16 protein-coding genes and 1 pseudogene are annotated in these 24,066 nt (G+C 72.7%); 2 read left to right on the top strand and 15 right to left on the bottom strand.

Annotation, left to right across the window (positions count from 1 at the left end):
- Positions 1 to 89 precede the first annotated feature (89 nt).
- The 5 genes from AB0B97_RS01220 to AB0B97_RS01200 all read right to left on the bottom strand — a co-directional run bounded on the left by AB0B97_RS01220 (position 90) and on the right by AB0B97_RS01200 (position 6,983).
- Positions 90 to 746: a DUF3105 domain-containing protein gene (locus AB0B97_RS01220; protein WP_357489619.1), complete on the bottom strand. Its 657-nt coding sequence runs from the start codon at positions 744 to 746 to the stop codon at positions 90 to 92.
- Positions 739 to 1,362, bottom strand: a complete 624-nt coding sequence (locus AB0B97_RS01215) for a flavoprotein (protein ID WP_357489618.1) — start codon at positions 1,360 to 1,362, stop codon at positions 739 to 741. The genes AB0B97_RS01220 and AB0B97_RS01215 overlap by 8 nt, the downstream gene beginning before the upstream one ends.
- Positions 1,344 to 3,569 carry a peptidase domain-containing ABC transporter gene (locus AB0B97_RS01210; protein ID WP_357489616.1) on the bottom strand — a complete coding sequence of 742 codons (2,226 nt, stop codon included), beginning with the start codon at positions 3,567 to 3,569 and terminating at the stop codon, positions 1,344 to 1,346. Before AB0B97_RS01210 ends, AB0B97_RS01215 begins: the two co-directional genes overlap by 19 nt.
- Entirely contained in the window at positions 3,557 to 6,718 is a 3,162-nt protein-coding gene (lanM, locus tag AB0B97_RS01205; RefSeq protein ID WP_357489615.1) for a type 2 lanthipeptide synthetase LanM, read from the bottom strand. Before lanM ends, AB0B97_RS01210 begins: the two co-directional genes overlap by 13 nt.
- 82 nt (positions 6,719 to 6,800) lie before the next feature.
- Positions 6,801 to 6,983, bottom strand: a complete 183-nt coding sequence (locus AB0B97_RS01200; RefSeq protein WP_357489613.1) for a mersacidin/lichenicidin family type 2 lantibiotic — start codon at positions 6,981 to 6,983, stop codon at positions 6,801 to 6,803.
- Between the two features lie 328 nt (positions 6,984 to 7,311).
- Here AB0B97_RS01200 and AB0B97_RS01195 point away from each other — a divergent pair, with 328 nt between their 5' ends.
- Positions 7,312 to 9,957 carry an AAA family ATPase gene (locus AB0B97_RS01195; protein ID WP_357489612.1) on the top strand — a complete coding sequence of 882 codons (2,646 nt, stop codon included), beginning with the start codon at positions 7,312 to 7,314 and terminating at the stop codon, positions 9,955 to 9,957.
- Between the two features lie 90 nt (positions 9,958 to 10,047).
- On the opposite strand, the gene AB0B97_RS01190 is transcribed toward AB0B97_RS01195, so the two are convergent.
- The 7 genes from AB0B97_RS01190 to AB0B97_RS01160 all read right to left on the bottom strand — a co-directional run bounded on the left by AB0B97_RS01190 (position 10,048) and on the right by AB0B97_RS01160 (position 20,334).
- The gene (locus AB0B97_RS01190; RefSeq protein WP_357489610.1) at positions 10,048 to 11,025 is read right to left on the bottom strand and encodes a hypothetical protein; all 978 of its coding nucleotides are present in this window, start codon (positions 11,023 to 11,025) and stop codon (positions 10,048 to 10,050) included.
- A gap of 32 nt (positions 11,026 to 11,057) precedes the next feature.
- A complete protein-coding gene (locus AB0B97_RS01185) occupies positions 11,058 to 12,587 on the bottom strand; it encodes a plastocyanin/azurin family copper-binding protein (protein WP_357489609.1) in 1,530 nt (509 codons plus the stop codon).
- An 8-nt stretch (positions 12,588 to 12,595) separates the two neighbouring features.
- Positions 12,596 to 16,543, bottom strand: coding sequence for a ThuA domain-containing protein (locus AB0B97_RS01180; protein ID WP_357489608.1), 3,948 nt, complete (start codon positions 16,541 to 16,543; stop codon positions 12,596 to 12,598).
- 17 nt (positions 16,544 to 16,560) lie between these two features.
- The gene (locus tag AB0B97_RS01175; RefSeq protein WP_234581746.1) at positions 16,561 to 17,565 is read right to left on the bottom strand and encodes a multicopper oxidase domain-containing protein; all 1,005 of its coding nucleotides are present in this window, start codon (positions 17,563 to 17,565) and stop codon (positions 16,561 to 16,563) included.
- Between the two features lie 234 nt (positions 17,566 to 17,799).
- Entirely contained in the window at positions 17,800 to 18,639 is an 840-nt protein-coding gene (locus tag AB0B97_RS01170) for an amino acid ABC transporter ATP-binding protein (RefSeq protein ID WP_357489606.1), read from the bottom strand.
- A gap of 5 nt (positions 18,640 to 18,644) precedes the next feature.
- Positions 18,645 to 19,439 (bottom strand): amino acid ABC transporter permease, encoded by a 795-nt coding sequence (locus AB0B97_RS01165; RefSeq protein WP_234581748.1) that lies wholly within the window; start codon positions 19,437 to 19,439, stop codon positions 18,645 to 18,647.
- Positions 19,440 to 19,515: 76 nt separating this feature from the next.
- Positions 19,516 to 20,334 (bottom strand): basic amino acid ABC transporter substrate-binding protein, encoded by an 819-nt coding sequence (locus AB0B97_RS01160; protein ID WP_357489605.1) that lies wholly within the window; start codon positions 20,332 to 20,334, stop codon positions 19,516 to 19,518.
- Between the two features lie 364 nt (positions 20,335 to 20,698).
- Between AB0B97_RS01160 and AB0B97_RS01155 the strand changes: the two are divergent.
- Positions 20,699 to 21,103, top strand: a pseudogene (locus tag AB0B97_RS01155) (helix-turn-helix transcriptional regulator); the annotation flags it as partial.
- A gap of 102 nt (positions 21,104 to 21,205) precedes the next feature.
- Here AB0B97_RS01155 and AB0B97_RS01150 read toward each other — a convergent pair.
- The 3 genes from AB0B97_RS01150 to AB0B97_RS01140 all read right to left on the bottom strand — a co-directional run bounded on the left by AB0B97_RS01150 (position 21,206) and on the right by AB0B97_RS01140 (position 23,975).
- Entirely contained in the window at positions 21,206 to 22,114 is a 909-nt protein-coding gene (locus AB0B97_RS01150) for a hypothetical protein (protein WP_357489604.1), read from the bottom strand.
- A gap of 83 nt (positions 22,115 to 22,197) precedes the next feature.
- The gene (locus tag AB0B97_RS01145; protein WP_357489602.1) at positions 22,198 to 22,860 is read right to left on the bottom strand and encodes a response regulator transcription factor; all 663 of its coding nucleotides are present in this window, start codon (positions 22,858 to 22,860) and stop codon (positions 22,198 to 22,200) included.
- On the bottom strand, positions 22,857 to 23,975 hold the full coding sequence (locus AB0B97_RS01140) for a histidine kinase (RefSeq protein ID WP_357489601.1): 1,119 nt from the start codon (positions 23,973 to 23,975) through the stop codon (positions 22,857 to 22,859). The genes AB0B97_RS01145 and AB0B97_RS01140 overlap by 4 nt, the downstream gene beginning before the upstream one ends.
- Positions 23,976 to 24,066 lie beyond the last annotated feature (91 nt).

The following is a 24,066-nucleotide window of genomic DNA, read 5'->3' as shown; positions in this document are numbered from 1 at the left end:
CGACGGCGGCGGCCGGCCACCCCGACGTGACCGGCCGTCGCCGCGCGCCGCAGTCGGAGCCGGGCAGGACCGGCGGGCAGTCGGGGGCCTCACATACCGGTCGGCTCGGGAGCGTCGCTGCGCGGGTGCGCCAGGACGAACCGCTGCATTGCCGCGCCGCTGACCGTGGCACAGAACTGCCGGTACCCGGCCTGCGCACCCCAGTGCGACAGTGCGAGGGGCCGGCCGGCCGGGAACGCCCCGTAGTCGAGGTCCCACGGCGCGACCACGAACCTGCCGCCGTAGCTGTCGTCGCCGAACGTCCGGGCCAACGCCCGCAGTGCCTCGATCTGGTCGGGGGCGAGCGGTTCGACGTACCACAGCACGGTGTAGCCGTGTTCCAGGTTGTGGACCAGTGTCTCGATGGGCGGGCGGTCACGGGCGACATAGAAGCGGCGCACGGTCGGGGCGGGCACCACGAAGTGCGGCCCGGACGACGGTGGGACCAGGTCGTACCGGACGCGGGTGACGTACGGCTCGGCGGTCCCCGGGCCGACGTGCAGGCCCGCGCCACTGATCCGGTCGGTCAGCTCCGGATCACAGCCGGCCCGGTCGGCGTCGACCCCGATCGCGGCGGCCGGTCGGCGGGAGGCCGGGTCGGCGTACGCGCGCAGGAACGGGGTGGCCGCCACCACGAGCAGGACGGCGCCGAGCGCGGTGACCGCCGCGGCGATTCTCGGCCCGTACCCGGAGCGTGCCTCAGCCACGGCCCACTCCCTGCGCCCGCAGGTGGGCGGCGGTCCACTCCAGCACCGTCTCCACCGGTGGCATCCCCCGGCCGGCGAGGGTGCCGGTGCTCAGCGCGAGCACGGGAACGGGCGGCACGACGCCGTACCCGTCGGCGCGCAACCGCGCCACGTTGCGCTGCACGGCGGGTCGCTGCCACATCGCGGCGTTCATCGACGGCACCAGCACGACGGGAGCGGCGGCGGCCAGCACGCAGGTGGCGACCAGGGTGTCGGCGATTCCCAGGGCGGCCTTGGCCAGGGTGTTGGCGGTGGCGGGCAGGACGAGCACCAGATCCGCCCACCCCGTCAGGGTCAGGTGCGTGACCTCGCTGGTCGCCTCCTCGTCGGTCAGCGCCGGGTGTCCGGTCAGGAGGGCGAACGACGCGGCCGGGACGAAGCGGGCGGCGGCGGGAGTGAGCACGACCCGCACGTCGAGTCCCAACGCGTGGCGCATCACCATGATCGACTGAGGCAGTGTCAGCACATCCGCGGATCCGCAGGCGGCGACGAGGATCCGCCGCGCCGGGAACGCCTGCGGGTCGTCGGCGGAGACCTCCGGGCGCTGCGGCGCCCCGGTCACGGTACGGGTGTCCATGCGTCGCCTCCTGCGTGGGCGGGTTCGTCATCGGTCAACTGGCAGCGGACCAGGTCGGCGTACACGCCCCCGGCCCGCAGCAGGTCGTCGTGCCGGCCGCGCTCCACGAGCCGGCCATCGGCGACGACGAGGATCTGGTCGGCGTTACGGACGGTGCTCAGCCGGTGGGCCACGACGATCCGGGTGCAGCGCATCGCCGAGATCGCCTCGTCGACGCGCCGCTCGGTTGCCACGTCGAGGTGGCTGGTCGCCTCGTCGAGCAGCAGCACGGCGGGCTGGCCCGCCAGGGCCCGCGCGATGGACAGCCGCTGCCGCTGCCCACCCGAGAGCGCCTGGCCCCGCTCGGCGACCTGGGTGTCGTAGCCCATCGGCATCGCCGCGATGTCCTCGTCGATGGCGGCGGCCTCGGCGGCCGCCCGGATCGCCGGCATGCCGACACCCGGATGCACCAGGCTGATGTTGCGCCGGATGGAGTCGCGGAACAGGTAGCTCTCCTGCAACACCACCCCGAACTGGCGGCGCAGAGCTGTCGGGTCGATGCGCGACAGGGGCACCCCGTCGAACAGGATCTCCCCGCCGGTGGGCCGGTAGAGGCCGGTCAGCAGCATGGCCAGGGTGCTCTTGCCGCTGCCCGAGGGCCCCACCACCGCGACCTTCTCCCCCGGTGCGACGTCGAAGGAGATGTCCCGCAGCACCGGTGCCGCGCCACCGTCGTAGCGGAAGCTCAGGTCGCGGACGGTGATCCGGCCGGTGAGGCGGGGCGTCGGCAGGTCGGGGTCCCCGGCGGGCTCCGGCCGGGCGGCGAAGACGTCCCGCAGGCGCTGCAGGTGCGACACGACCGACTGGAGCACCTGCGCGCTGCTCACCAGTGAGGCCAACGGGGTGAGCGCGGACAACGCCAACGCCTGCAGGCCCAGTGTCGCACCGAGGCCGGCGCCCTCGAAGAGCCGGCCGGTGCCGAGCCACAGCAACGCCAGCGGCCCGGCGAGTTGGACGCTCGCGGTGATGTTGGCGACCGTTGCCGAGAGCCGGTTCTGGGCGATGTCGGCGTCCAGCGCTGTGGTGTAGCGGCGCAGCCAACCGTCGTACACCTGCCGTTCGGCGCCCATCGACTTGACCGTCGCGATGCCCGACAGCGCCTCCATCAACGCGCTCTCCGCGTCGGCCTGCACGGTGAGGTGCCGCTGGGTCAGCCGCAGCAGCCGACCGTTGACGAGCGCGACGGCCACCACCTGGACGACACCGATCGCGGCGGCGAGCCCGGCGAAGGTGAGGTCCCTGGCCACCAGCACCGCGAAGTACGCGATCACCAGCACACCGTCGATCACCGCCGTCAGCACCTGGGTGGTGACCAGTTCGCGCAGCAGGATGCTGCTGGACAACCGCTGCATCAGGTCGCCGCCGGCCCGCTGCTGGAAGAACGCGTACGGCAGCCGCAGCAGGTGCCCGAACAGGCGGGTCATCAGCGCGGCGTCCACACTGGCCTGCAACGTGACCAGGAGCCGGGAGCGCAGATAGGCCACGCCGAACTGGGTGAGCACCAGCGCCGCGATGCCCAACGCCAGGTACGGCATGAGGCCGGTCTCCCGGGCCGGCATGATCTGGTCGAAGGCGACAGTCGTGGCCAACGGCAGGGCCAGTCCCAGGGTCTGGAGCACCAGGGAGACGCCGAACGCCGTGCCCAGCCGGGGCAGGAAGGGCCGCAGCAGCGGGTGCGCGCGCCGCCAACGGGCCAGCGGGCCGGGCCGGGAGACGGCGGGCTCGGGCACGGCCTCGGGATCGGGGGTGAAGGTCAGCACCGTGCCGCTGAAGCCGGCCGCGAACTCGGCGGCGCTGAGCAGCCGACGCCCGAGCGCCGGGTCGACGAGCCGCACACCTCGCGCGCCGACGTGTTCCACCACGACGAAGTGGGAGTCCTCCCAGTGGGCGACGGCCGGCAGGGGCAGCTGCGCGACCTGGGCGGCGTCGGCGCGGAACGCGCGGGCCCGCAACCCGAACCGGGAGGACGCGGTCAGCAGCGCCCGCGCGGTGACGCCGTCGCGGCCGATGTCGAGCCCCTCGCGCACCCGGGCCAGCGAGGCGCGTACGCCGTGCCGGCGGGCGATCATGGCCAGGCACGCGGCGCCGCAGTCGGTGTCGGTCATCTGCATCACCAGCGGCACCCGCTGCCGGCGCCACCACGCCCGGGCGCTGGTCAGGCGGCCCACTGTCGCCTCCGGACGCCGAGCGCGCCGGTGCGCGCGTCCGCCGGTGGTGCCAGCACGAGAACCGACGGCACCCGCTCGGGTGCGGCCAGCCGCAGCAGGGCGAGCCCGATCCCCGACAGGCCGGTCATCAGCTCCGGCGTGGCGAGGGCCGTCGGGTTGGCACAGCGCCAGCCACCGCCGAGGCCGTCGCGCAGCACCGCCGCCGCGGGCGCCGCCGCCTGCTGGGGGACGGCCGTCAGCAGCAGGTCGAGGTTGCCGAGGTCGCCGTGGCACAGCGAGTGGTTACGACCGAAGCCGGTGGCGAGCGTCGTCCGGACGGCCGTGTCGATCTCCGCGTCCAGGCCCTCGTCGGGGCCGAGGGCGTCGCGCAGCAGCAGCCGCGACAGCCCCACCCCGGGGGCACCGTGGCACCAGGTGACGGTGCTCTCCCCCGGCCGGCGCAGGTCAGCCCAGTTCGCCAGCTCAGGGCGGAACAAACTGCTGTCGTACGCGAGCACGCGGGCCGCCGCGTCGGTGTAGCCGGGATCGCCGGTCACCTGCCCGGCCCGGGCCAGCGCGGCGGCGATGCCCGCGGAGCCGTGCGACAGTCCGCCGAGGGGGTCGCCGGAGGCACCGCGGGCCGGGTGCGGGTAGCGCTCGGCGGCGGCGCGAAGTCGCGCGGCGGCGGCGCTCAGGGCGGGCTCGACCCGGTCGGGGTCCAGACCCGCGCCGGAGACGGCGAGGACGGCGCCGGCGTACCCGTCGACGAGGTCGACGGCCTGCTCGCTGGCGGCCAGCGTGACGATCCGCGCCAGCGCCACGTCGACCGCCGGCGCGAACCGGTCGGTCCGCCACAGCGCTCCGAGGTGCCCGAAGGTGTACAGCAGGCCCGACCAACCGGTGAACGCGCCGATCCGGTCGCCGGGAATCCGCTGGTCGAGGACGCGGGCGGCCAGCCCGGCAGCCGCCCGGGCGGCGAGGTCGGTGAATCGCCGTGCACCGGTGAGTCGGCCGGCGTGGGCCAGGAAGAGCGCCACGCCCGCGACGCCGTCGTAGAGGTGCGGGCCGAGCGGCGTCGGCGCCCACCGGCCCGGGTCGGTGGTCGAGGGCGTGAGCCCGAACCAGGTCGGCTCGGCACCTGCGCTGGCGAGACCGGCGACCACGTCCGCGACCTCGGCCGCGGCGGCCAGGTAGGCCGCCGGCGCGGGTGTCGGCACGGGCGGCAGCTCCGCCAGCCGCCAGCGCACCCGCGCGTGGGGCGCGTCGGTGGCGTCCACCCGGGTGGTGAAGGCGGCCTCGATCAGCCAGCGCTGCCGCGTCAGGTCGGCCGGTCCGAGCCGGGCGAGCCGGCGACGCGCCTCGTCGAGCCCGGATCGGGCCAGCAGGCCCGGCAGTCGCTGCCCCCGGCTGCTCCAGAGGTCCCGCGAGTCCACCCGGGTGGTGAACATCGGCACGTCGCGGCGGGCCAGGTCGGCGCGCTCCGCCCCGACGGTGGCCGCCAGCATCGGCAGTTCCGCCACCCCCGACCAGAGCCAGTCGTACAGCCGCTCGGTGTCCAGGCCGTCCTGCAGCGCGTCGGTGTGCAGCGCCGCGTCGCGCAGCCGCAGGTACGTGCGGGTGGGGCGGAGCACGACGCGGATCTCGTCGGCGGCGAACGCGGTGAGCGGCCCGTGCGGGGCCAGCAGATCGTCGCGAACGGCGACGAGGAGGCGCGTCATCGACTCGAACCCCCGCACCACCTGCGGCAGGTGCGCGGCGACGTCGGTCGCCGCGCCGGCGGTGGCGAGGTTCTGCCGGTCCTGCTCGTCGTGGTGGTGACCGGGAGCGCACAGTCGCATCTCGTCGGTCCCCTCGGCCTGCCACGCCGAGCAGTTGCAGCCGTCGCCGAGCGGTCCGGCGGCCTCGTCGGCGCGCGGCAGCAGGCCGACCGCGAGCACCGAGTCGGCGATCGCGTCGCCGCCCCGAAAGTTCGTGGACCGGACGACCGCCGGGGTGAACACGGTCTCCAGGTCGATCAGGACCGGATGCTCACCGTGGGCGACCACGTTCTCCTGGTGGCAGTCGGTGGCGCCGATGGCCTGCAACAGGGCCAGCAGGGCCCCGAAGCGGTAGGCGTAGCGGCGCTGACCGGCCGTCGTGGCGGCGGCGCGCGTGTCGACGTACGCGGCCCAGCCGTACTCGCCGCGCGGCAGCACGGTGAAGGTGTGCAGGTCGGCGCCGCGGTCGTTGAGCCAGGCCAGCAGCTGCTGGAACCGGGCCTCGACGGCGATCGGGCGGGGCTTGTAGACCAGCCGCAGCCCGCTGTCGAACGTCGCCACCAGCACCCGGCGGCCGTCGCGGTGCGGATCGCCGGTCTCCTCGACCTCGACCAGGCGACCGATCGGGGCCCCGCCGTGGAAGGTCGCCGCGAGCGTCGGCGCGTCGGCGCGGAGCCGGTGCAGGAACTCGACGGTCCGCTCGGCCCAGGCGCGGGTCAGCCCGTGCGCCTGCCGGGCCAGGACCGGGTAGTCGGCCAGCAGGTCCAGCGCCGCCCCGGGGGCGCGGTACCTGCCGAAGAACGCCTCGAAGCGCTCCTGCGGAGTCTTTCCGGACGACGTGCCGTGCAGCCGGTCGATGTTGAGTTCCAGGACGACGGCCCGGCTCAGGAGCACGACCAGCTCGTCGAGCAGGCCGGTCAGTCCGAGCCGGTCCGCGTCGGCGGGCAGCGGCACGGCGTCGCCGGCGAGGTCGCGAGTCCGACGTGCCACCTGGGCGCGGGCCTGTGCGATCAGGGGCGCCACCAGGACGAGACAGGCGTCGAGTGGGCGACCGGGCAGCAGGTCGGGGCCGATCTCCCCGTCCGCCGCTCGCGTGTAGCAGGCCAGCAGTTCGTCGATCCAGGCCGGCGTCCCGTGCAGACGTGCGGCGAGCAGCTCGGGCGTCTCGTCGAGCAGAGCGAGGAGCACCTGCTCGTCGATGCCCTGCGCGGCAAGCCGGCGTCGCCAGTCCTCGTCGTCGGTGAACGCGCCGGCGGTGCGCCACCGCGACAGCCGCCACCGCGACCGCTCGCCGGGCAGCGACGCCGTCGGCGCGGGCGCGGCCAGCCGTTCGGCGATGCTCAGCGCGGCCAGGAGGCGCTGCTCGACGCGGGCGCTCGGGTCGTCGGTGGCGCGGTGCGGGTGTTCGGACATGCGGGGCTCCCGTGGCGGTGGTTGGGCGGAACGACGGGGTCCGGGCCAGGCCCGGACCCCGTGCGGACCCGAGGGTTCGAAATCAGCAGACGCAGTGGCAGCACGCGTTGGTGTGGCCGCCGGTCGCGGCGGCGCCGCCGGCCACGGTCTCCAACTGGTCGCGGTCCAGCTCGACCAGACCGGCCGGGTGGGTCTCGACGGCCTCGGGCGAGGCGGCGCGGCGGTACTCGTCCTTCCAGCTGCTGACGATGTCGGTGATGGACATTCGTGGCTCCTTTCGCGACGACCGTCGGCCTGTCCGGCGGTCGCTTGCAGAAATCAGCCTGCGGGCGGCGGGGGTGCCGGCACATGAGTAGCGGCTACCTCATCCCGGGCCGGTCGTGTCACGCGGACGACAACCGAACCGTGGGTTCGGGGCGTCAGGTGTGCAGGCATGTCTGGAAGCTGACGGCGCCACCGGGCGGGGGTGTGTGAGGGTGGGGCCCGCGCCACCCAGACCGCCGCGGTACACACGGTCCGGCCAAGCGAGCGGATCGAGGACGGAGATGGCGACCGGGCCCGGGGCGGGCACCCGGCCGGGTTGAAGGGGTTCCGTGGCTGCATCAGGTGGTTTCGTCGACGGGGACGCCGGCTGGCCGTTCGTCGGCAGGGCACGCGAGCGTGACCGGGCGGTCGAGGCGCTCACCGCGTCGGCGGGTTGGGGGGTCCTGCTCACCGGCGATCCGGGGGTGGGCAAGAGCCGACTCTTGGAGGAGGTGCTGGCCGAGGCGCTGCGGCGCCAGCATGTCGTGTTGCGGGTCACCGCCACTCCGGGCTGGCGTGGCGTGCCGTTCGGCGTGCTCGCCAGCCGGCTGCCCCAGCCGTCGGACGCGAGTGTCGCCGACGTCTTTCGCGACGTCGAGCGCCGGCTGCGCGAGGTCGCGGCGGGCCGGGGCGTGGTGGTCGGGGTGGACGACCTCAACTGGCTGGACGACGCGTCCGGGGCGCTCCTGGAACGCCTCGTCGTGGGTGGCACCGTGCGGGTGGTCGCGAGTGTCCGGGGTGACGCCCTGGCCGCGGCGCCGGTCGCGGCGTTGCACCGCTTCCGCGCGGTCGACCGGGTCCACGTGCCGCCACTGGACCCGGACGAGACGGCAGTGCTGGTCCGCGAGGGTCTCGGCGGCCCGGTCGACGGCCTGACGGTCGGCGCGCTGTGGCGGATCAGTCAGGGCAACCCGCTCTTTCTGCGCGAGGCGCTCCGGTGCGGGTTGCGCGACGGCGGCCTGGTCCAGCGCGACGGGATGTGGACGTGGCCCGCCGAGTCGCTGTGCTCCACGCACCTGTCCGACCTCATCGAGCAGACCCTCGGCACGCTCACCGCCCAGGAGGCCGAGGCGTTACGGTACGTCGCGCACGCCGAGCCGGCTCCGCTGGCGCTGATCGAGCGGACCGTCGATTCGCCCGTCGCGGAACGGCTCGAGGAGCGCGGCCTGATCCGCCTGGTCCGGCATGACACGGGCGTGCTGGTGCAGACCAGCCATCCGCTGTACGCCGAGGTGGTCCGCAACCGCACCGGGGAGCTACGGGCCCGCCGGCTGCGCCGGACCCTGGCCGAGGCGCTGGCGGGCGTCGACGGCGTCGGCACCGAGGCCCGGGCCCGGATCGCGGCCTGGCGCTGCGAGGCGGATCTGCCTGTCGATCCGGACGACCTACTGGCGGCGTCGGAGTACGCGCTGCGCCGCCACGATGCGCCGTTGGCCGAGCGGCTGGGCCGGAGGGTCGACTCGGCGCGGGGCGACTGGCAGGTGGGCCGGGCGTTGGTGGCTCAGGGGCGCGGCGACGAGGCCGACGGGCACCTGGCACGCGCCGCGGCCAACCTCGACGACGCGCGCGACCGCGCCGAGGCGACGGCGCTGCGAGCGCTGAACATGTACTGGGGAGAGCGACGGCCGGACCGCGCCCGCGAGGTGATCGACGGGGGCCGTCGTGACCTGCCCGCCGACGCGCGCGCCGGGCTGCTCGCGGCGGAGGTGGGTATCGCGGCGTTCGGCGGCGACGCGGGGGGCGCCCGCGCCCTGATGGCACGCCTGGCCGCCGACCGGCCCCGGGACCCGCTGTTGGCGACGGCGGTCGCGGCGTTGCTGCCGTACCTGCTGCTGTTCGACGGGCAGCCGGGGCAGGCGGTGCGGATGTTCGACACCGGAGAGGTCGACATCCCGGAGACGTGGCCGACGATGCGCGCCGCGACGCAGGCCTGCCACGTGCAGGCGCTGGTGCTGTCCGGGCGACTGCACGACGCCGAGCGGCTGGCGCAACGCTACTACCGGGACGCGGTCACGCGGGGAGCGGCGGACGCGGTGGGTCTGCTCGCCTTCTCCCTGGGCAAGTGCGCCTACCACGCCGGGCAGATGCGGCGGTCGATGCGCTGGCTGCACGAGGCGCGGACCCTCACCGCCGACCGTACGCTGTTCCCGATCCGCGACTACGTGCTGTCGGCGAACGCGTACGTGGCGGCGCAGGTGGGTGAGCTGGAGGAGAGCGGGAGGTTGCTGCGGCAGCTCGTCGACGATCGCTCCGACGGCGACGGGCCGCACGGCGGCGGGCTGGTGGCCATCGACGCCGAGCTGACCGCGGCCTGGCTGACCGCCGCGGAGGGCCGCCCGGCGACGGCCGTCGCCACGCTGCGGGAGTTGCAGGGGCGTGCCGGGCAGGCGACGACGGTCACCGTCGAGTGCCTGCACCTGCTGTCCCGCCTGGAGCCCGGGGCCGCCACCGCCGAGCGGCTGCGCACGGTCACCGCCGACTGTGACAGTCCACTGTTCGCGCTGTGGTCCGACTACGCCCACGCGCTCGCCGCCGACGACCCGGCCGCGCTGGAACGCGTCGGCAGCGCCCTGGAGGCGAGCGGCTACCTGACGCTCGGGCTGGAGGCCGTGGTCGCCGCCGAGCGGGCCTGCCAGCGTCGAGGCGACCAGCGCCGGGCCAACCTGCTGGCCCGGCGCGCGGACCTGCTGCGGGAGCGGTGCGGCGGATACTGGCCCCCGTTGAGCCCCCGGCCGTCGGACCGGGACGGGCTCACCCCCCGGGAGCGACAGATCTGCGAACTGGCCTCGGCCGGGCACGACAACGCCGCGATCGCGGCCAAGCTGGTGTTGTCGGTGCGGACGGTGGAGAACCACCTCCAGCGGGCGTACGTGAAGCTCGGCGTGCGGGGCCGCGGCGGACTCCCGACGGCGATCGGGGCGCAGCGGGCGGGGTAGGCGCGCGGGGGCTCACCCGGTGACCCGCTGGCGTCGGGTCGGACGACCGTGTGCCGTCCGACCCGACGCCAGCTGGCGTCGATCCGCTGGCTAGAGCCGGGCGGCGCCGGCCGCGGTGGCCTCCTGCACCGCCGAGGTACGACGAACCTCGGCCCGCTGGTCGCCCGCGTCGTCCCGGTCGGCGGCGGCCATCCGGGCCGCCCGGTTGGCGCCCGGCGCGGCCTGGTCGCCCGTCACGTCACCGCGGATGCGGTTGTTCGCGGCCACCTGCGCGGCCGGGTTGTTGCCCGTCACCGTCAACTGGCCGTTGATGATGTTGTCGTCGACGGTGACGCCGCCGGTGGTGGTGGTGACGCTGACGTCCGCGCCCCAGTAGCCGCCGGACGCGCAGCTGTCCAGAGCGCCGTTCGGGCCGAGCTGGACGCCGCCGAGGTTGCCGGCGAACGTGGCCCGACCCCGCACGGCGCTGCCGCACACGACACTGCCGGTGGCGCTGTTGAGCACCGACAGGGTGCCGTCGACGAACGAGTCGTGCACGTCGGTGTAGTAGGTGCCGGTGCTGCTGACGTTGCGCGTCACCTGGGTGCCGCCGTCGAGCCGTACCTCACCGGCGCCGACGGTGACGTTCCCGCCGATCGTCGCCGCCTCGGCGAACAGGAAACTGTCGATGGTGGCCGAGCCCTTCGGCCGGACGGTCACCGCACCGGTCTGGGCGTTGGAGAGGTAGACCCCGTAACCGCCGGCGGCCAGCACCACCTGGCCGTCGACGCTCGTCTCGGTGGCGTCGAGGTAGCCGTCGGCGGCGACGCGTACCTCGCCGCTGACCCGGCCACCGGTCACCACCAGGTTCGCGCCGGCGGCGACTGTGACGTTGCCGGTGATCGTGGTGCCGGTCAGCGCGCACGACTCACCGGCCGGGACGAGCAGGTCGTTGGGCACGGTCACCGCACCGCCGGTGCCGATGCAGTGGGTGACCAGGTCGGCGTGGGCGGTGGGCGCCACGGCCAGCACCGAGGCGGCGATGACGGCGGTCACGGTGGCCAGCTTGGCGACGGTACGTCCGGGCATCGTGGTACTCCCTGTCGATGAGATTCGGGTGCTCATGCGCCGACGTCCGATCCGGCCGCGGCCCGGACGATGGCGCCCTGCTGCCGCTTGGTGAGCGTTCCGGCGCTCACCAGAGCGGTGGTGACCGCCTCGACGTGTCGGACGAAGGCGGCGTGGCCGGGGTAGTCGGCGTGTTCGTCGATCAGATCGTTGATGGTGCAGCCGTCGCCGGTGTCGGCGTTGACCACGCCGGTGTCGGCACCGTCGATGATCACCGTGTCGCGGGTGTCGGACGCGGGGCAGGCGTCGGTGCCGTCGGCCACCACCGTGAAGGTGCTGGACTGCTCGGCGGCGGCGTTCCCCGCGGTGTCGGTCGCCCGGTAGCGCAGGGTGTGCGCCCCGGGGGTGCGGACGGTGACCGGGCCGGCGTACGCGGTCCAGCCGCCGGTGTCGAGCGCGTACTCGACAGACGCCACGCCCGAGCCGGCGTCGGTCGCGGTGACAGTGACGGTCGCTGCGCCGACGTAGGCGCCGTCGGCGTTCCGCTCGCCGGTGACCGCGGCGGCCACCGTCGGCGGCGTGTCGTCTTCCTCCGGCGGGGCGACGACGGTGAAGTGGGACATCTGCTCCGCCGACGTGTTGCCGGCGACGTCGGTCGCCCGGAAGTGCAGCATGTGCATCCCGACCGCGGTCACCACGACCGGGTTCGTGTACGCGGTGAAGGCGGCGTCGTCGAGGGCGTACTCGATGGTGGCGACGCCCGATCCGGCGTCGGTGGCGGTGAGCGTGGCGGTGGCCGTACCGACGTAGTTGCCGTCGCCGTCGCGGTCGCCGGCCAGCGCGGCCGTGACCACCGGCGCGGTGGTGTCCTCCTCGGTCGGTTCGACGATCCGGAACGACACCGAGCCGACAGTGCTCGTGTTGCCGGCCTGGTCGGTGGCCCGGAACTGCACCGAGTGGTCGCCGACCGCGCTGATGCGCACCGGCTGGGTGTACGGCGCGAAGCTGGTGTCGTCGACCTGGTACTCGACGGTCTGCACGCCCGAGCCGGCGTCGGTGGCCGCGACGGTCACCGTCGCCGCACCGACGTAGTTGCCGTCCTGGTCGCGGTCGCCCGACACGGCGGCGGTGACCGTCGGCGGCGTGGTGTCGTCGCCTCCCCCGCCGTCGGTGACCACCAGTTCGCCGACCATCTGGCTGTGGCCGGGGATCGAGCAGAAGTAGCGGTACCGGCCCGGGGTCAGCGTGACCGTCGCCTGGTGGCGGCCGTTGTTGGCGTCGAACGGGCTGGCCAGGATGTTGACTGTGACGTCGTGGTTGTAGCCCTCGGTGCTGGTGTCGAAGGTCAGGGTGTGCGGCATTCCGGTCGTGTTGCCGGTGGCCGCGCTGTTCTCCCAGATGATCGTCGCCGCGCCGGCCACCGCCTGGGTGGGCGCGGACTTGTAGCGGGTGATGTTGTCGTCGGCGGTCCAGGTCAGCACCTGGTCCGCGGCGGCGCGCGGTGCGGCGGAGGCGGGTGGCGCGGCCAACGCCGTGACCGTGAGCAGGAGCGCCGCCACCGCGGCCGTGAGTCGTCGGATCATCGTCTCTCCTAGAGCTCGCGCACGCGGATGTTGCGGAACTCGGTCAGGTCGTTGTCACCGTGGTTCTGCAGGCCGATGAAGCCGGACAGGAACTGCCGCAGGTCGGTGGGCGGATCGCCGGCCCGGGAGGACTCCTTGCCGGGCGTGTTGTCGAACTCGTTGATCACCACGCCGTTGCGGATCATCGTGTAGTGCTGCCCGACCACCCGGATCTCGTAGTCGTTCCACACGTTCTTCGGCGTGACGCCGGCCTGGGCGAGCGGTACCGGGTCGAAGTTGTAGACCGAGCCGGTCTTCTGTGGCTCGCCGGTCTCTCCGTCGTAGATCTGGATCTCGTGTCCGCAGTAGATCGCCATCCAGGCCGGCGAGGTCCGGGCCGACCCGACCGTGCCGCAGCTGCCCGGTGGCCGCTGCTCCAGTGGGGTTCGCAGGTCCGGGAAGCGGACGAACACGCCGGTGTTGGCCCGGTTGGTGCCCGGTGCGATGTCCTTGAACTGCACCTTCAGCGAGAAGTCACCCAACTCCCTGGTGTGCCAGAGCATGCCGAGGCCGCCGCTGGAACGCAGTGCCCCGTCCGGCTGGATGCTGAACGATCCCGTCGGCGCCTGCTGCCAACCGCGCAGCGACTCGGCGGTGCCGTCGTAGAGGGGCTCGTAGCCGGTGCGCCCGTCCCGGCCGATCTCGGACGCGGCCGCCAGGCGGGTGAGCGTGCCCGCTTCGCGGGCGTTGAGCAGGCCGTCGTCCTGCAACCCGCGGGTCACCGCGCTCACGTGCCGGACGAAGGCGTTGTGGTCGGGCCAGGTGCTCTCGTCGTCGATCAGGTCGTTGATCGTGCACCCCTGCCCGACCGTGCGGCTGGGCACGCCGGTGTCCGTGTCGCCGAGCCAGACCGTGGCCCGGGAGTCCGGCACCGCGCAGCCGACAGTGACCGTGGTCTGCACCGTCGCCGTCTCGCCGTCGGCGTACGTGACGGTGAGCTTCGCGGTGTAGGTGCCGACCTTGGCGTACGTGTGCCGGGGGTCCGCCTCGGTCGACGTGGTGCCGTCGCCGAACTCCCAGCGGTGGCTCACGCCGCCGGACTTCGAGCCGGTGAAGGCGATCGTCAACGGCTTGCTCTGCACGGCGACGGAGGTCGCCGCCGGTGCCGGGGTGGGCGCTCCGCCGGTGTAGGTGATCCGGATGAGCTTCTGGTTGGGGTGCAGGCTGAAGAAGCCGCCTCCGTAGTCGAGCAGGTAGAGCGCGCCGTCCGGGCCGAACTTGGCGTCCATCCAGCTCTGGAGTCTGGTGTCGCCGTTGCCGCTGGGGATGATGGCCCGCAGCGACTCGGCGTACACCGGCGGGGTGGCCGTCGGCACGCCGGCGGGGTCGACGGTGACCGCGACCCGGTTGGCGGCGTTCGACTGGTCGCCGATGAACCACTTCTCGTCCCAGTACGCCGGCCACGCCACCGTGCTGTCCGGATCGACCCGGTCGCGGTGGTAGGTGGGACCGGACATGATGGCCTGCCCGCCGCCGCGCAGGTACGGCTGCGTGTAGGTGGCGTCGGCCGCGACGTACGTCGGGAGGCCGCTGCCGTCGGTGCGCTTCGGGAAGACCGGTCCGCCGCCGTCCGGCGAGTACCAGATCATGTTGTCCCGGGCCGCCGGGATGTCCACCAGCCCGGTGTTACGCGGTGAGGTGTTCTTCAGGTCGCCGCAGTCGTACCAGCCGGTCAGCACCGTCGCGTCGGTGCTGCTGCGGTCCCGGTACGGCTGCCGGTTGCCCATGCAGTACGGCCAGCCCTGGTTGCCGGCCGACGTGATGATCGTGGCGGTCTCGTACTTGGCCGGGCCGAGGGTGGGGCTGGGCGACGAGGCGTCCGGGCCGACCCAGCCGGCGGTCAGCCACTGGTGCTCCGGGTCGATCTGGAGGCGGGCGATGTTGCGTACGCCCATCACGTAGATCTCCGGGCGGGTCTTCTCGGTGCCGGGCGGGAACAGGTTGCCCTCCGGGATGGTGTACGTTCCGTCCGCCTCCGGGTGGATCCGGATGATCTTGCCGGCGAGGTCGTTGGTGTTACCCGCCGTACGACGGGCGTCCTGGAACGAGATGCCCTGGTACTCCTGCGTCCAGTTGTTGCCGGAGTAGCCCTGCGACCCCTCGGAGGAGTTGTTGTCGCCGGAGCCGACGTAGAGGTTGCCCTTCGCGTCGAACGCCATGCCGCCACCGGCGTGGCAGCAGCTGTGGATCTGCACCGGGAACTTCAGGAGGTCCTTGCGGCTGGCCTGGTCGATGCTCTGCGCCTCGCGGTCGTAGGTGAACCGCGAGACCGTGCGCTGCCCGACCCGCTGCACCCGGTCGATCGACTCGTGCGGCATCCAGTAGACGTAGAGCCAGCCGTTCTCGGCGAACTTCGGGTCGGGCACGATGCCGAGCAGGCCCTCTTCGTTCTTCACCAACTCCGAGCCGCTGCCCCGGTTGCCCATCACCTCCAGGGTGGTGAGCAGCTTGACCTGCTTGGTCCGCGGGTCCCAGGAGTGGATGGTGCCGCAGCCCAGGCCGACCTTCGGGTCGTTCCAGTCCGCGATCGGGCCGGTCGGGCAGGCCGCCTTGCCGACGTAGAAGACCGTGCCGTCCGGCGCGATGGTGAGCCCGTGCGGCTCGCCGATCTGGTCCAGCTGCCCGGTCTGGTTGGCGGCGGTGAGCCGCTCCACCTTGTAGTTCGCGGCGATCGTCGCCTGGCAGTCGCCGCGTACGCGGCCGGTGGTCCAGTTCAGCGCCCCGGCCAGGTGCGTACGGAACGCCTCCTCGCCGTAGCTGCCCTCGGTGTGGCCCATGCCGGTGTAGAACGACCGGCCGCCGTCGTAGTCCCGGCACCAGGACACCGGGTGGAACGGGCCGTTGGCGCCCGGACCCGGGTCGTAGTGCCGTTCCTCGACCTGGGCGAGGGTGTGCACGCTGCCGATCGGGTTCGGGTCCCAGTTGTCCCAGCGGTCCGAGCGGGTGAGGGTCAGCGGCAGCGACGCCGTGGCCGGGTGTTTGCGGTCCAGGATGTCGACGACGGCCCGGTTCACGGGGGTCGGCGGCGGCGCGGTGGCCGCGCCGGTGAACAGGCGCAGATCGGCGAGCTGGATCAACGGCTCACCACTGTTGGCGGTGATGTTCAGCCGGTAGCGGCTGAACTCCTGCGGCGCGGCGATGTCGAACCGGCGGGTCTGGAACCGCTCCGCGAAGCTCTGGTTGGTGCGTCGGTCCAGATCGGACCAGTTCTGCCCGTCGTTGGAGCCCTGCAGGGTCCAGTCCTTCGGGTCCCGCCCGACGAAGTCGTTGGCCGACGTCAGCGCGTACCCGGTGATCCGCTTGGGTGCGGCCAGCTGGTACGCCACCCACGCGGTCGGGGTGCGGACCAGCCACTTGGTGTTGGCGTCGCCGTCGGTCAGCTTCTCCTTGGTCTCGCTCGGCGGGTTGTCACCGCTGGCGGTCACCCCGGCCACCGGCTCGGCGACCGGGATGGCGCCCGCCGGGCGGGCGCCGATCAGGCCGGTGAACCAGGTGGAATCGACCTGCGCGCGGGCGGCGTCGGCGATGCCGACGAAGCCGCCGCCGGCCTTCATGTAGCTCTGGAGCGCCGCCTCCTGGTCGCGGTTGAGCGCGGCGCCCGTCGCGGAGAGAAAGACCACGCTGCGGTACGCCGACAGCCCCGTCGCGGTGAAGACCGCCGGGTCCGTGGTGGCCGTGACATCGATGTCATGACTGGCCGCAAGCTGTCGGATGGTGTCCACCGCGCGCGACACCGGGTCCTGTTGTTCGGCCACCGGCCCGTGGAACACGAGCACTGCCGTCCCGGGCGACTGTGCCGCCTGGGCGGCGGCCGCGGGTCGCGGCGCGGCGTTGGCCGCCGTGGCCGTGGCGGTGGCCGGAATGAGTGTGGCGAAGGCCGCTACCGCGGCGAGGGTTCGTCGTACGTCTCTGGTCATCCCCGTCCCCACTTTCGTCAGCTTCCGTGCGTGTGGGTGTGGCCCTGGAACCGGTGGATCGCCTCTTCGGCGCCGGGGGGCATGCTGCCGTCGGCGTTGCGCACCAGGAAGATCCCGGCCATGCCGCCGTCGGAGTGGTTCTGCACGTGGCAGTGGTACATCCACGCACCGGGTCCGACGCCCTCGCCGGCCAGCACCTGGAACCCGAACGAGCTGCCCGGGTTGAGGTCCTTGTTGTCGATGACCAGGCTCGGGTCGGCCGGCCCCTCCAGCATTCCGGTGCGGTTGTCCGCCCAGCGGTGCGCGTGCAGGTGGAAGGTGTGGAACAGGTTGCCGTGCCCGATGGCGAGCCACTCCACCCGCTGGCCCAGGTTCGCCTCGAACATCGGCGTGTCCGGGGCCATCCGGTTGTTGATCGTCATGTCGTGGAACACGACGGTGAACTGCTTGTCCGGCAGGATGTCGCCCCGGCGCCTGACGATCAGGGCCCCGTACAGGCCCTTCGCGACTCCGGCGGTGCCGTGGTCGGTGCCCATGGCGTGATCGTGGTAGTGCCAGTAGCCGGCGCTGCCCGGCATGTACCGGCGACCCGACGCGGCCACCATCTCGTGGGAGCGCCAGACGTACGTCCGGGTTTCGCCGGGGTTGTTGAACGAGGCGTTGAGCGGACTGCCGTCCGAGTCGGTGCTGTAGTCCACGCCGTGCGGGTGGATGGAGAGCCGCTGGTCGGTGGTGTTGACCAGGGTGATCTCCAGGGTGTCACCCTCGTAGATCTCCAGCACGGGCCCCGGCACGGTGGCCTGTCCGGGTGCGAGACCGTACCCGAACAGTCCGCCGGGCAACTGCTCGGCGTAGATGGTGACCTTCTTGGTCACTCCGGCGGCGGCCCGGGCCGGGCTGCCTCCGAACGCGTCGCCGAGCGTGGGCGCGGACGCGCCCAGCGCCCCGGCGGCGAGGGCCCCGGTGGCGATCAGTGATCGGCGGGACAGGTGGCGATGGGAGCCAACGGCGTGATCGTCCATGGGTCTCCGTTCCCGACCGGGCGAAGACGCGACGAGGGCAGGGTGCATCGACCGCCGAGCACAAGGCGGCAGCACGACTGAGGTGAGGATCGTCGCGGACTTCGCTCGGAAGACTCAGAACTTTCGATGGATGAACACAACTTATGTAATCCATCGACGAAAGTACAGGTCTGATTGCAGGAAGATTACCGCGAGATCACAACGTACGTCGATTGACCAGGCGATGTGGCGCGGTCAGACGGTGTGCCGGCCGTCCGTCGGCAGGCCGGGAACCTCCGGCGGCTCGGGCGACTGGGCGGGCTGACCGAGCCGCTCCACCCGGGTCGGGTCGAGGACCCGGGCGAGGAACGCGCGGGTCCGCTCGTGCTTCGGCGCCCCCAGCACCTCCTGCGGCGGCCCCTGCTCGACAACGACGCCGCCGTCCATGAACACGACCCGGTCCGCCACGTCCCGGGCGAACGCCATCTCGTGGGTGACCACCATCATCGTCATGCCGTCCTCGGCGAGCCCCCGCATGACGGTGAGCACGTCGCCGACCAGCTCCGGGTCGAGCGCCGACGTCGGCTCGTCGAAGAGCATCAGCTTCGGCTCCATCGACAACGACCGGGCGATCGCGGCCCGCTGCTGCTGCCCGCCCGAGAGCTGCGCCGGGAACGCGTCGGCCTTGTCGGTCAGACCGACACGCTCCAGGTTGGCCCGCGCGATCCGCTCGGCCTCGGCGCGACCACGCCGCAGCACCCGCCGCTGGGCGATGGTGAGGTTGTTCAGCACGGTCAGGTGCGGGAACAGGTTGAACGACTGGAACACCATCCCGATGCCCCGACGCACCGCGTCGATCTCGACGTCCGGGTCGGTCATCTCGACGCCGTTCACCCAGATCGTGCCGGCGGTCGGCTCCTCCAGCAGGTCGACGCAGCGCAGCAACGTCGACTTACCGGAGCCGGACGGTCCGATGACGCAGACGACCTCGCCCTGGCCGACCTCGAAGTCGATGCCCTTGAGCACCTCGAGCGAACCGAAGGACTTGTGCAGGTCGCGGATCTCGACGGCGGGACGGGACGGGGTGGTCGTCATGCGGGTCACCGGGCCTTGGCGTAGCGGAGTTCGAGGCGGCGCACCACCTGGGACAGGGGCAGGGTGATGACGAGGTAGGCGAGGCCGGCCACCAGCAGCGGCGTGGCGTTCACCCGGTCGTTGAGCATGTCCCGGCCGAACTTGGTGACCTCGATGGTCTGCGCCGTCACGCCCAGCACGTAGGCCAGCGACGAGTCCTTGGTGAGCAGGATGAGCTCGTTCGTCAGCGGCGGGATGACGATCCGGAACGCCTGCGGGATGACGATGGTGCGCATGGCGGTGAAGTGCGACATGCCGAGGGTGCGGGCCGCCTCCATCTGCCCCTTCGGCACGGCCTGGATGCCGGCCCGGATGGTCTCGGCCATGTACGCGGCGGCGGTCAGGCCGAGACCGATCGCGATCGAGCCGAACACCCCGCCGGGAATCTCCCGCTCCGGGAAGGCGATCGGGATGCCGTACCCGACGAGGAAGAGCACCAGCAGCGCCGGCAGCCCCCGGAACAACTCGATGTACGCGGTCGCCAGCCAGCGGTACGGCGCCACCCGGGACAGCCGCATCAGCGCGAGGACGGTGCCGAACACGAGGCCGAAGGCGAACGCGCCAAGCGTGTAGAGGATCGTGTTGCGCAGCGCCACGGTGATGATCGTCGGGAACATCGACTCGATGATGTCGACGCGGAAGAACGCGTCCTTGAGCCTGCCCCAGTCCGCGGCGAAGAGCACCACGGCGATGATCGCGACGAAGACCAGGTACTGGATGCCGAGGGACAGTCGTTCCCGCTGGCGGCGTCGCAGCTTCACGTCGGCTCGTTGCCTTCCCGGAGTGTGTCGACGGGAAGGGCGCGCGAGACGCGCGCCCTTCCCCACTGAGCGTCGATCAGGCGCTGGGCCGCTTGCCGATCCACTTTTCGTAGATCGAGTCGTACGAGCCGTCCTGCTTGGCCTTGGCCAGCGTCTCGTTGATCTTCTTGAGCAGTTCCGGGTTGCCGTCCTTCTTCACCGAGAACCCGTACTGCTCGCCGGTGTCGAACTCGGCGGTCACCTCGAACCCACCCGGGTTCTTGCGGAGGTACTCGGTCCAGACCGGCAGGTCGTTGACCGCGGCCTCGACCTGGCCGTTGGCGACGGCCTGCTGCAGGGCGGCGAGATCCTCGAACTCGACCAGCTGCAGGCCCTTCTCCTTCTCGAACTTGCGGGCGTAGTCACGGCCGGTGGTGGCCGCCTGGACGCCGAGCTTCTTGCCCCGCAGGTCGTCGAGCGACTTGTACGGCTTGCCGGTCTTGACCAGCATCGCCTGCGTCGCGTCGAAGTACGGGTCGGAGAAGTTCATCACCTTCTGCCGTTCGGCGGTGATGGTCATGCCGGCGGCCGCCGCGTCGCACTTGCCGGTGTTCAGGTCCTGACCGGACTTGATCCCCTCGAACGGCGTGTCGATGATCGTCTGCTCGACGCCCAGCTCCTTGGCCACGAGGTCCATCACGTCGACGTCGAACCCGGTGACCTTGCCGCTGGCGTCCTTCGACTGGAACGGCGGGTACGGCAGGTGGGTGCAGACGGTCAGCTTGCCGGCCTCGACCAGCTTGACCCCGCTGGCCTGGACCTCGCTGTCATCCTTCTTGGCGCATCCCGCGCTCAACGCCAGAGCGGCGACCGCCGCGACGAGGCCAGCCTGACGGACTGCGCTACGGACTCTCACGAGTGTCCCTCCGGTTCGGCTCCCCTGTGACAGGAAGCCAGGTTGGTGCGAAGACGGTGTGACAGGGGACGGTACCTGATTCGACGAACGGTACCCAGATCACACGATGCAGCGGTCGTGCTGCGGTGACCGTCACAACCCGTGAACGGGACGGGCGGTCCAGAACGGGACGACCGGTCGCAGCGACCAGCGGCATTTGAGTATCCGACCCACCTCGAACGAGTAAGCAGCTGAGCCGGCCACCGCTGCGCCACCGCAGAAGCTGATAGACGATCAGTGCCACCGCCGCGTTGACCGATGAAAAAAACTGACCGTCGAGCCCGGCACACCCGAGGCGATCCCGGATGGGAGGGCACGGCTGAGGATGGACACCTATCCCACGACACCCCAGATGGCCTTCGCGCAGTTCGTGCGCCAGGCCGTCGACGACGCCCGCGAGGAGCACGGTTGGACAGTCGGCGACATCGCGCACCACACCGGTGTCAGCCGCTCGACGCTGTTCCGCTGGCTCGCCGGTGACTGGCAGCGCTACCCGGAGCTGGCGAAGGTCCGCAGCCTCTGCGCCACCCTCGGCCTTTCCATCGCCGCCGCGATCCGGCCGCTCGCGATGCCGAACGCCGTCGTGACGCCGCACGTGCTGGCGGAGGTCGAGGCGGACATGGGCACCATCCGGCGGCGGCTGCTCGACGACACGGTCTCCGCCGCCGACAAGCGCCGGATCCGGGAACTTCTGCGCCGCCTCGCCGGCCGCGATCTCCCGGTCGAGGGAGCGCCGCCGTCCACGACCGGCTCCGGGGCCGTCCCGCCCTCCCCCTCGCGGACGAGCGCGTCGCGGCGGTGACCCGACCGGCCGGGCAACCCCGGGCGGGCCTCAGCGGGCGGCGCGACCCGGTCGACCCGGGCCGGTGCCGGAGCGCCGGGAACCGATGCGGGGAGCCCGTACCACCGGGGTGCTGGCGGCTCCGGGCCGGAAGTCCCGCGCGGCGGCGGCCACCATGTCGTCGGTGTCGCCTTCGAGCCGCTGGCGGACGTCAGCCGGGATGATCTCGGACGTGGCCATCGCCAGCCGGACCTGCACCGAACGGTCGTCGACCAGGGCCTCCAGATCCGCCTCGTCCAGCTCCAGCGCGCGGACCAGCGCAACCCGCACGTCGACCGCCGGGTCCCTGGCCAGAGCGCCGCGTTGGGCGGCGGTGGTCCGCGGGTTGCGGGCGAGCCCCTTGCGGACGCGGACGGTGCGGTCGGCCAGCAGGGCGACGATGACATCCGGGTCCTGGGTGTGCGTCGCGAGCCGCTCCCGCACCTCGGGTGAGACATCGTCGACCAGCCGGGCGGCCAGCTCGGGCTCCAACTCGCGGGACTCGGCGAGCAGGCCCCGAAGCTCCTTGTCGGGCGCGGCGGCCATCACCCGGCGGACCGACTCGTCGCAGGCCGGGTTGCCGGCGACGGCCCAGCGGACCCACCGGTCCGCGTCCTTGACCAGGCGCAGGAGATTGCCGGCCGACGTCGCGGGATTGCGCGCCACGGCCTCCCGGACATGACGATCATGGTCGCGGGTCAGCGACCGTAGGGCCTGCGCGGGCGCGTCCGGCCGGGCCGCGACCGCCTTGCGGACCGCTGTCGACGCATCGGATGCCAGGTCGATGAGGGTCATCTGTGGCGTTGCGGGGTCGTTTGCGACGGCGAGCCGCGCGTCCGCCCCATCACCGGTCGGACGGTCGGCCGTGGCACCCGACCCGCTGTCCCGGTCGGCCCCGCCGACGTGCTGCTGCTTGCCCATGGGCGCAATCATGGCACGCGCAGGACCGGACCCCGCGCGGCAAGGCTGCGCGCAGCCCCTGGTACGCGGCGAGCCGCCGAGGGTCAGTCGTGGCGCGGGGCCACCAGACCTGACTCGTACGCGATGACCACGAGTTGGGCGCGGTCGCGGGCGTGCAGCTTGGCCATGGCCCGGTTGATGTGGGTCTTGGCGGTCAGGGGGCTGATCACCATGCGCGCGGCGATCTCGTCGTTCGACAGGCCCTGGGCGACCAGGACGACTGCTTCACGTTCGCGGCTGGTCAGCTCCCGCAGACCGGTCGGGGCTCGCAGGTGACGCGGCTCGGCGACGTACCTGTCGATGAGTCGGCGGGTGATCGAGGGCGCGAGCAGCGCGTCACCCCGCGCGGCGACGCGTACGGCGTGCAGGAAGTCCTCCGGCTCGATGTCCTTGACGAGGAAGCCGGCGGCGCCGGCGCGCAGCGCGTGGAAGACGTGTTCGTCGAGGCCGTAGTTGGTCAGGATCACGACGTGCACCCCGGCCAGGGCCGGGTCCGCGGCGATGAGCCGGGTCGCCTCGATGCCGTCCAGCACCGGCATCTGGATGTCGATGAGCGCGATGTCGGGCAGGTGACGCCGGGCGAGAGCGACCCCCTCGCGGCCGTCGGCGGCCTCGGCCACCACCTCGATGTCGTCCTCGATGTCCAGGAGGGCGCGGAAGCCACTGCGCAGCAGCGCCTGGTCGTCGACCAGCAGGACGCGGATCATCCGGGCGGGCCGACGGGGAGTTCGGCGTGGACGGTGAAGCCACCCTCGTCCCGGGGCGCCGCGTGGAGGCGACCGCCCAGGGCGGTGACCCGTTCGCGCATCCCGAGCAGCCCGACTCCGGGCGTCGGCACGGCGGCCAGCGTGGCATCGCCGTCGTCGTCGACGCGGATCGCGAGGGCGTCCGGACGGTAGTCGACCCGGACCGACGCCGTGGCCGCGGCGGCGTGCCGGGCGACGTTGGTGAGGGACTCCTGCACGATCCGGTAGGCCGTCCGGTCCACCGCCGCCGGCACGGCGTGTCGTTCGCCCTCGACAGTCAACGTCGCGTCCAGCCCGGCCATCCGGGCCCGCTGCACCAACTCCGGCAGGTGGTCCAGGCCGCGCGGCGGGTTCCTGCCGTCGTCCCGCAGGGCCTCCAGGGTCGCGCGCAACTCCCGGCTCGCCTCACGGCCGGCCTCCCGGATCGCCAGCAGCGCCTCCGGCACCGCCTCGCCGCGCCGGCGGGCCAGGTGCACGGCCACCTCGGCCTGCACCTTGATGATCGAGATCTGGTGGGTGAGGGAATCGTGCAGCTCCCGCGCGATGTGCAGGCGCTCCTCGTCGGCGCGGCGTCGCGCCGTCTCCTCCCGGGTGCGCTCGGCCTCGTCCGCCCGCCGCTCAGCCTGCCGCAACGCCTCACCCGCGGCGCCGGCGGCGATCAGCCACGCCAGTTCGAGCGCGCCCCGGGCCCGGGCGAAGGCCTCCCCCGGGGGCAGGTGCAGCGGCGGGGCGAGGGCGGTGAGGGGAAGAGCGACGAGCATCAACACGGCGGCGACGACCGTGACGACCCGGTGGCCCGCCCGCACGCCGGTGTAGACCGCGAAGAGGAAGGCGACCGCCGGCACGTCGAGACCGACCGCCTGGTAACCCACGGCACACAGCCCGGTGACGGCGAGGACGGCGACGGGCGCCCGACCACGCGCCGCAAGCGCCAGACCGCTGGCCACCAGCAGCGAGTAACCCAGCAAGTCGCTGTCGACTGTGGAGCGGTCTGCGGACCGCCCGGCGACCAGCAGCACCGCCGCCACACCGACGGCGATCGCCGAGTCCCGGAGAGCTGCACGCCCTGTGCTCATGCGCGCACCCTAGCCCGACCTGCGGCGTCAGCGACTCCTGCGCACGACCGAGAGGCGTCTACCGCGCCTGCGGTAGTCGGGCCGCAGGTGC

Origin of the sequence: Micromonospora sp. NPDC049004 (genome assembly GCF_040649315.1) — a bacterium.
Taxonomy (GTDB): Bacteria; Actinomycetota; Actinomycetes; order Mycobacteriales; family Micromonosporaceae; genus Micromonospora.
The sequence above is the reverse complement of the archived record's forward strand: the minus strand, read 5'-3'. Positions and strand labels throughout refer to the sequence as shown.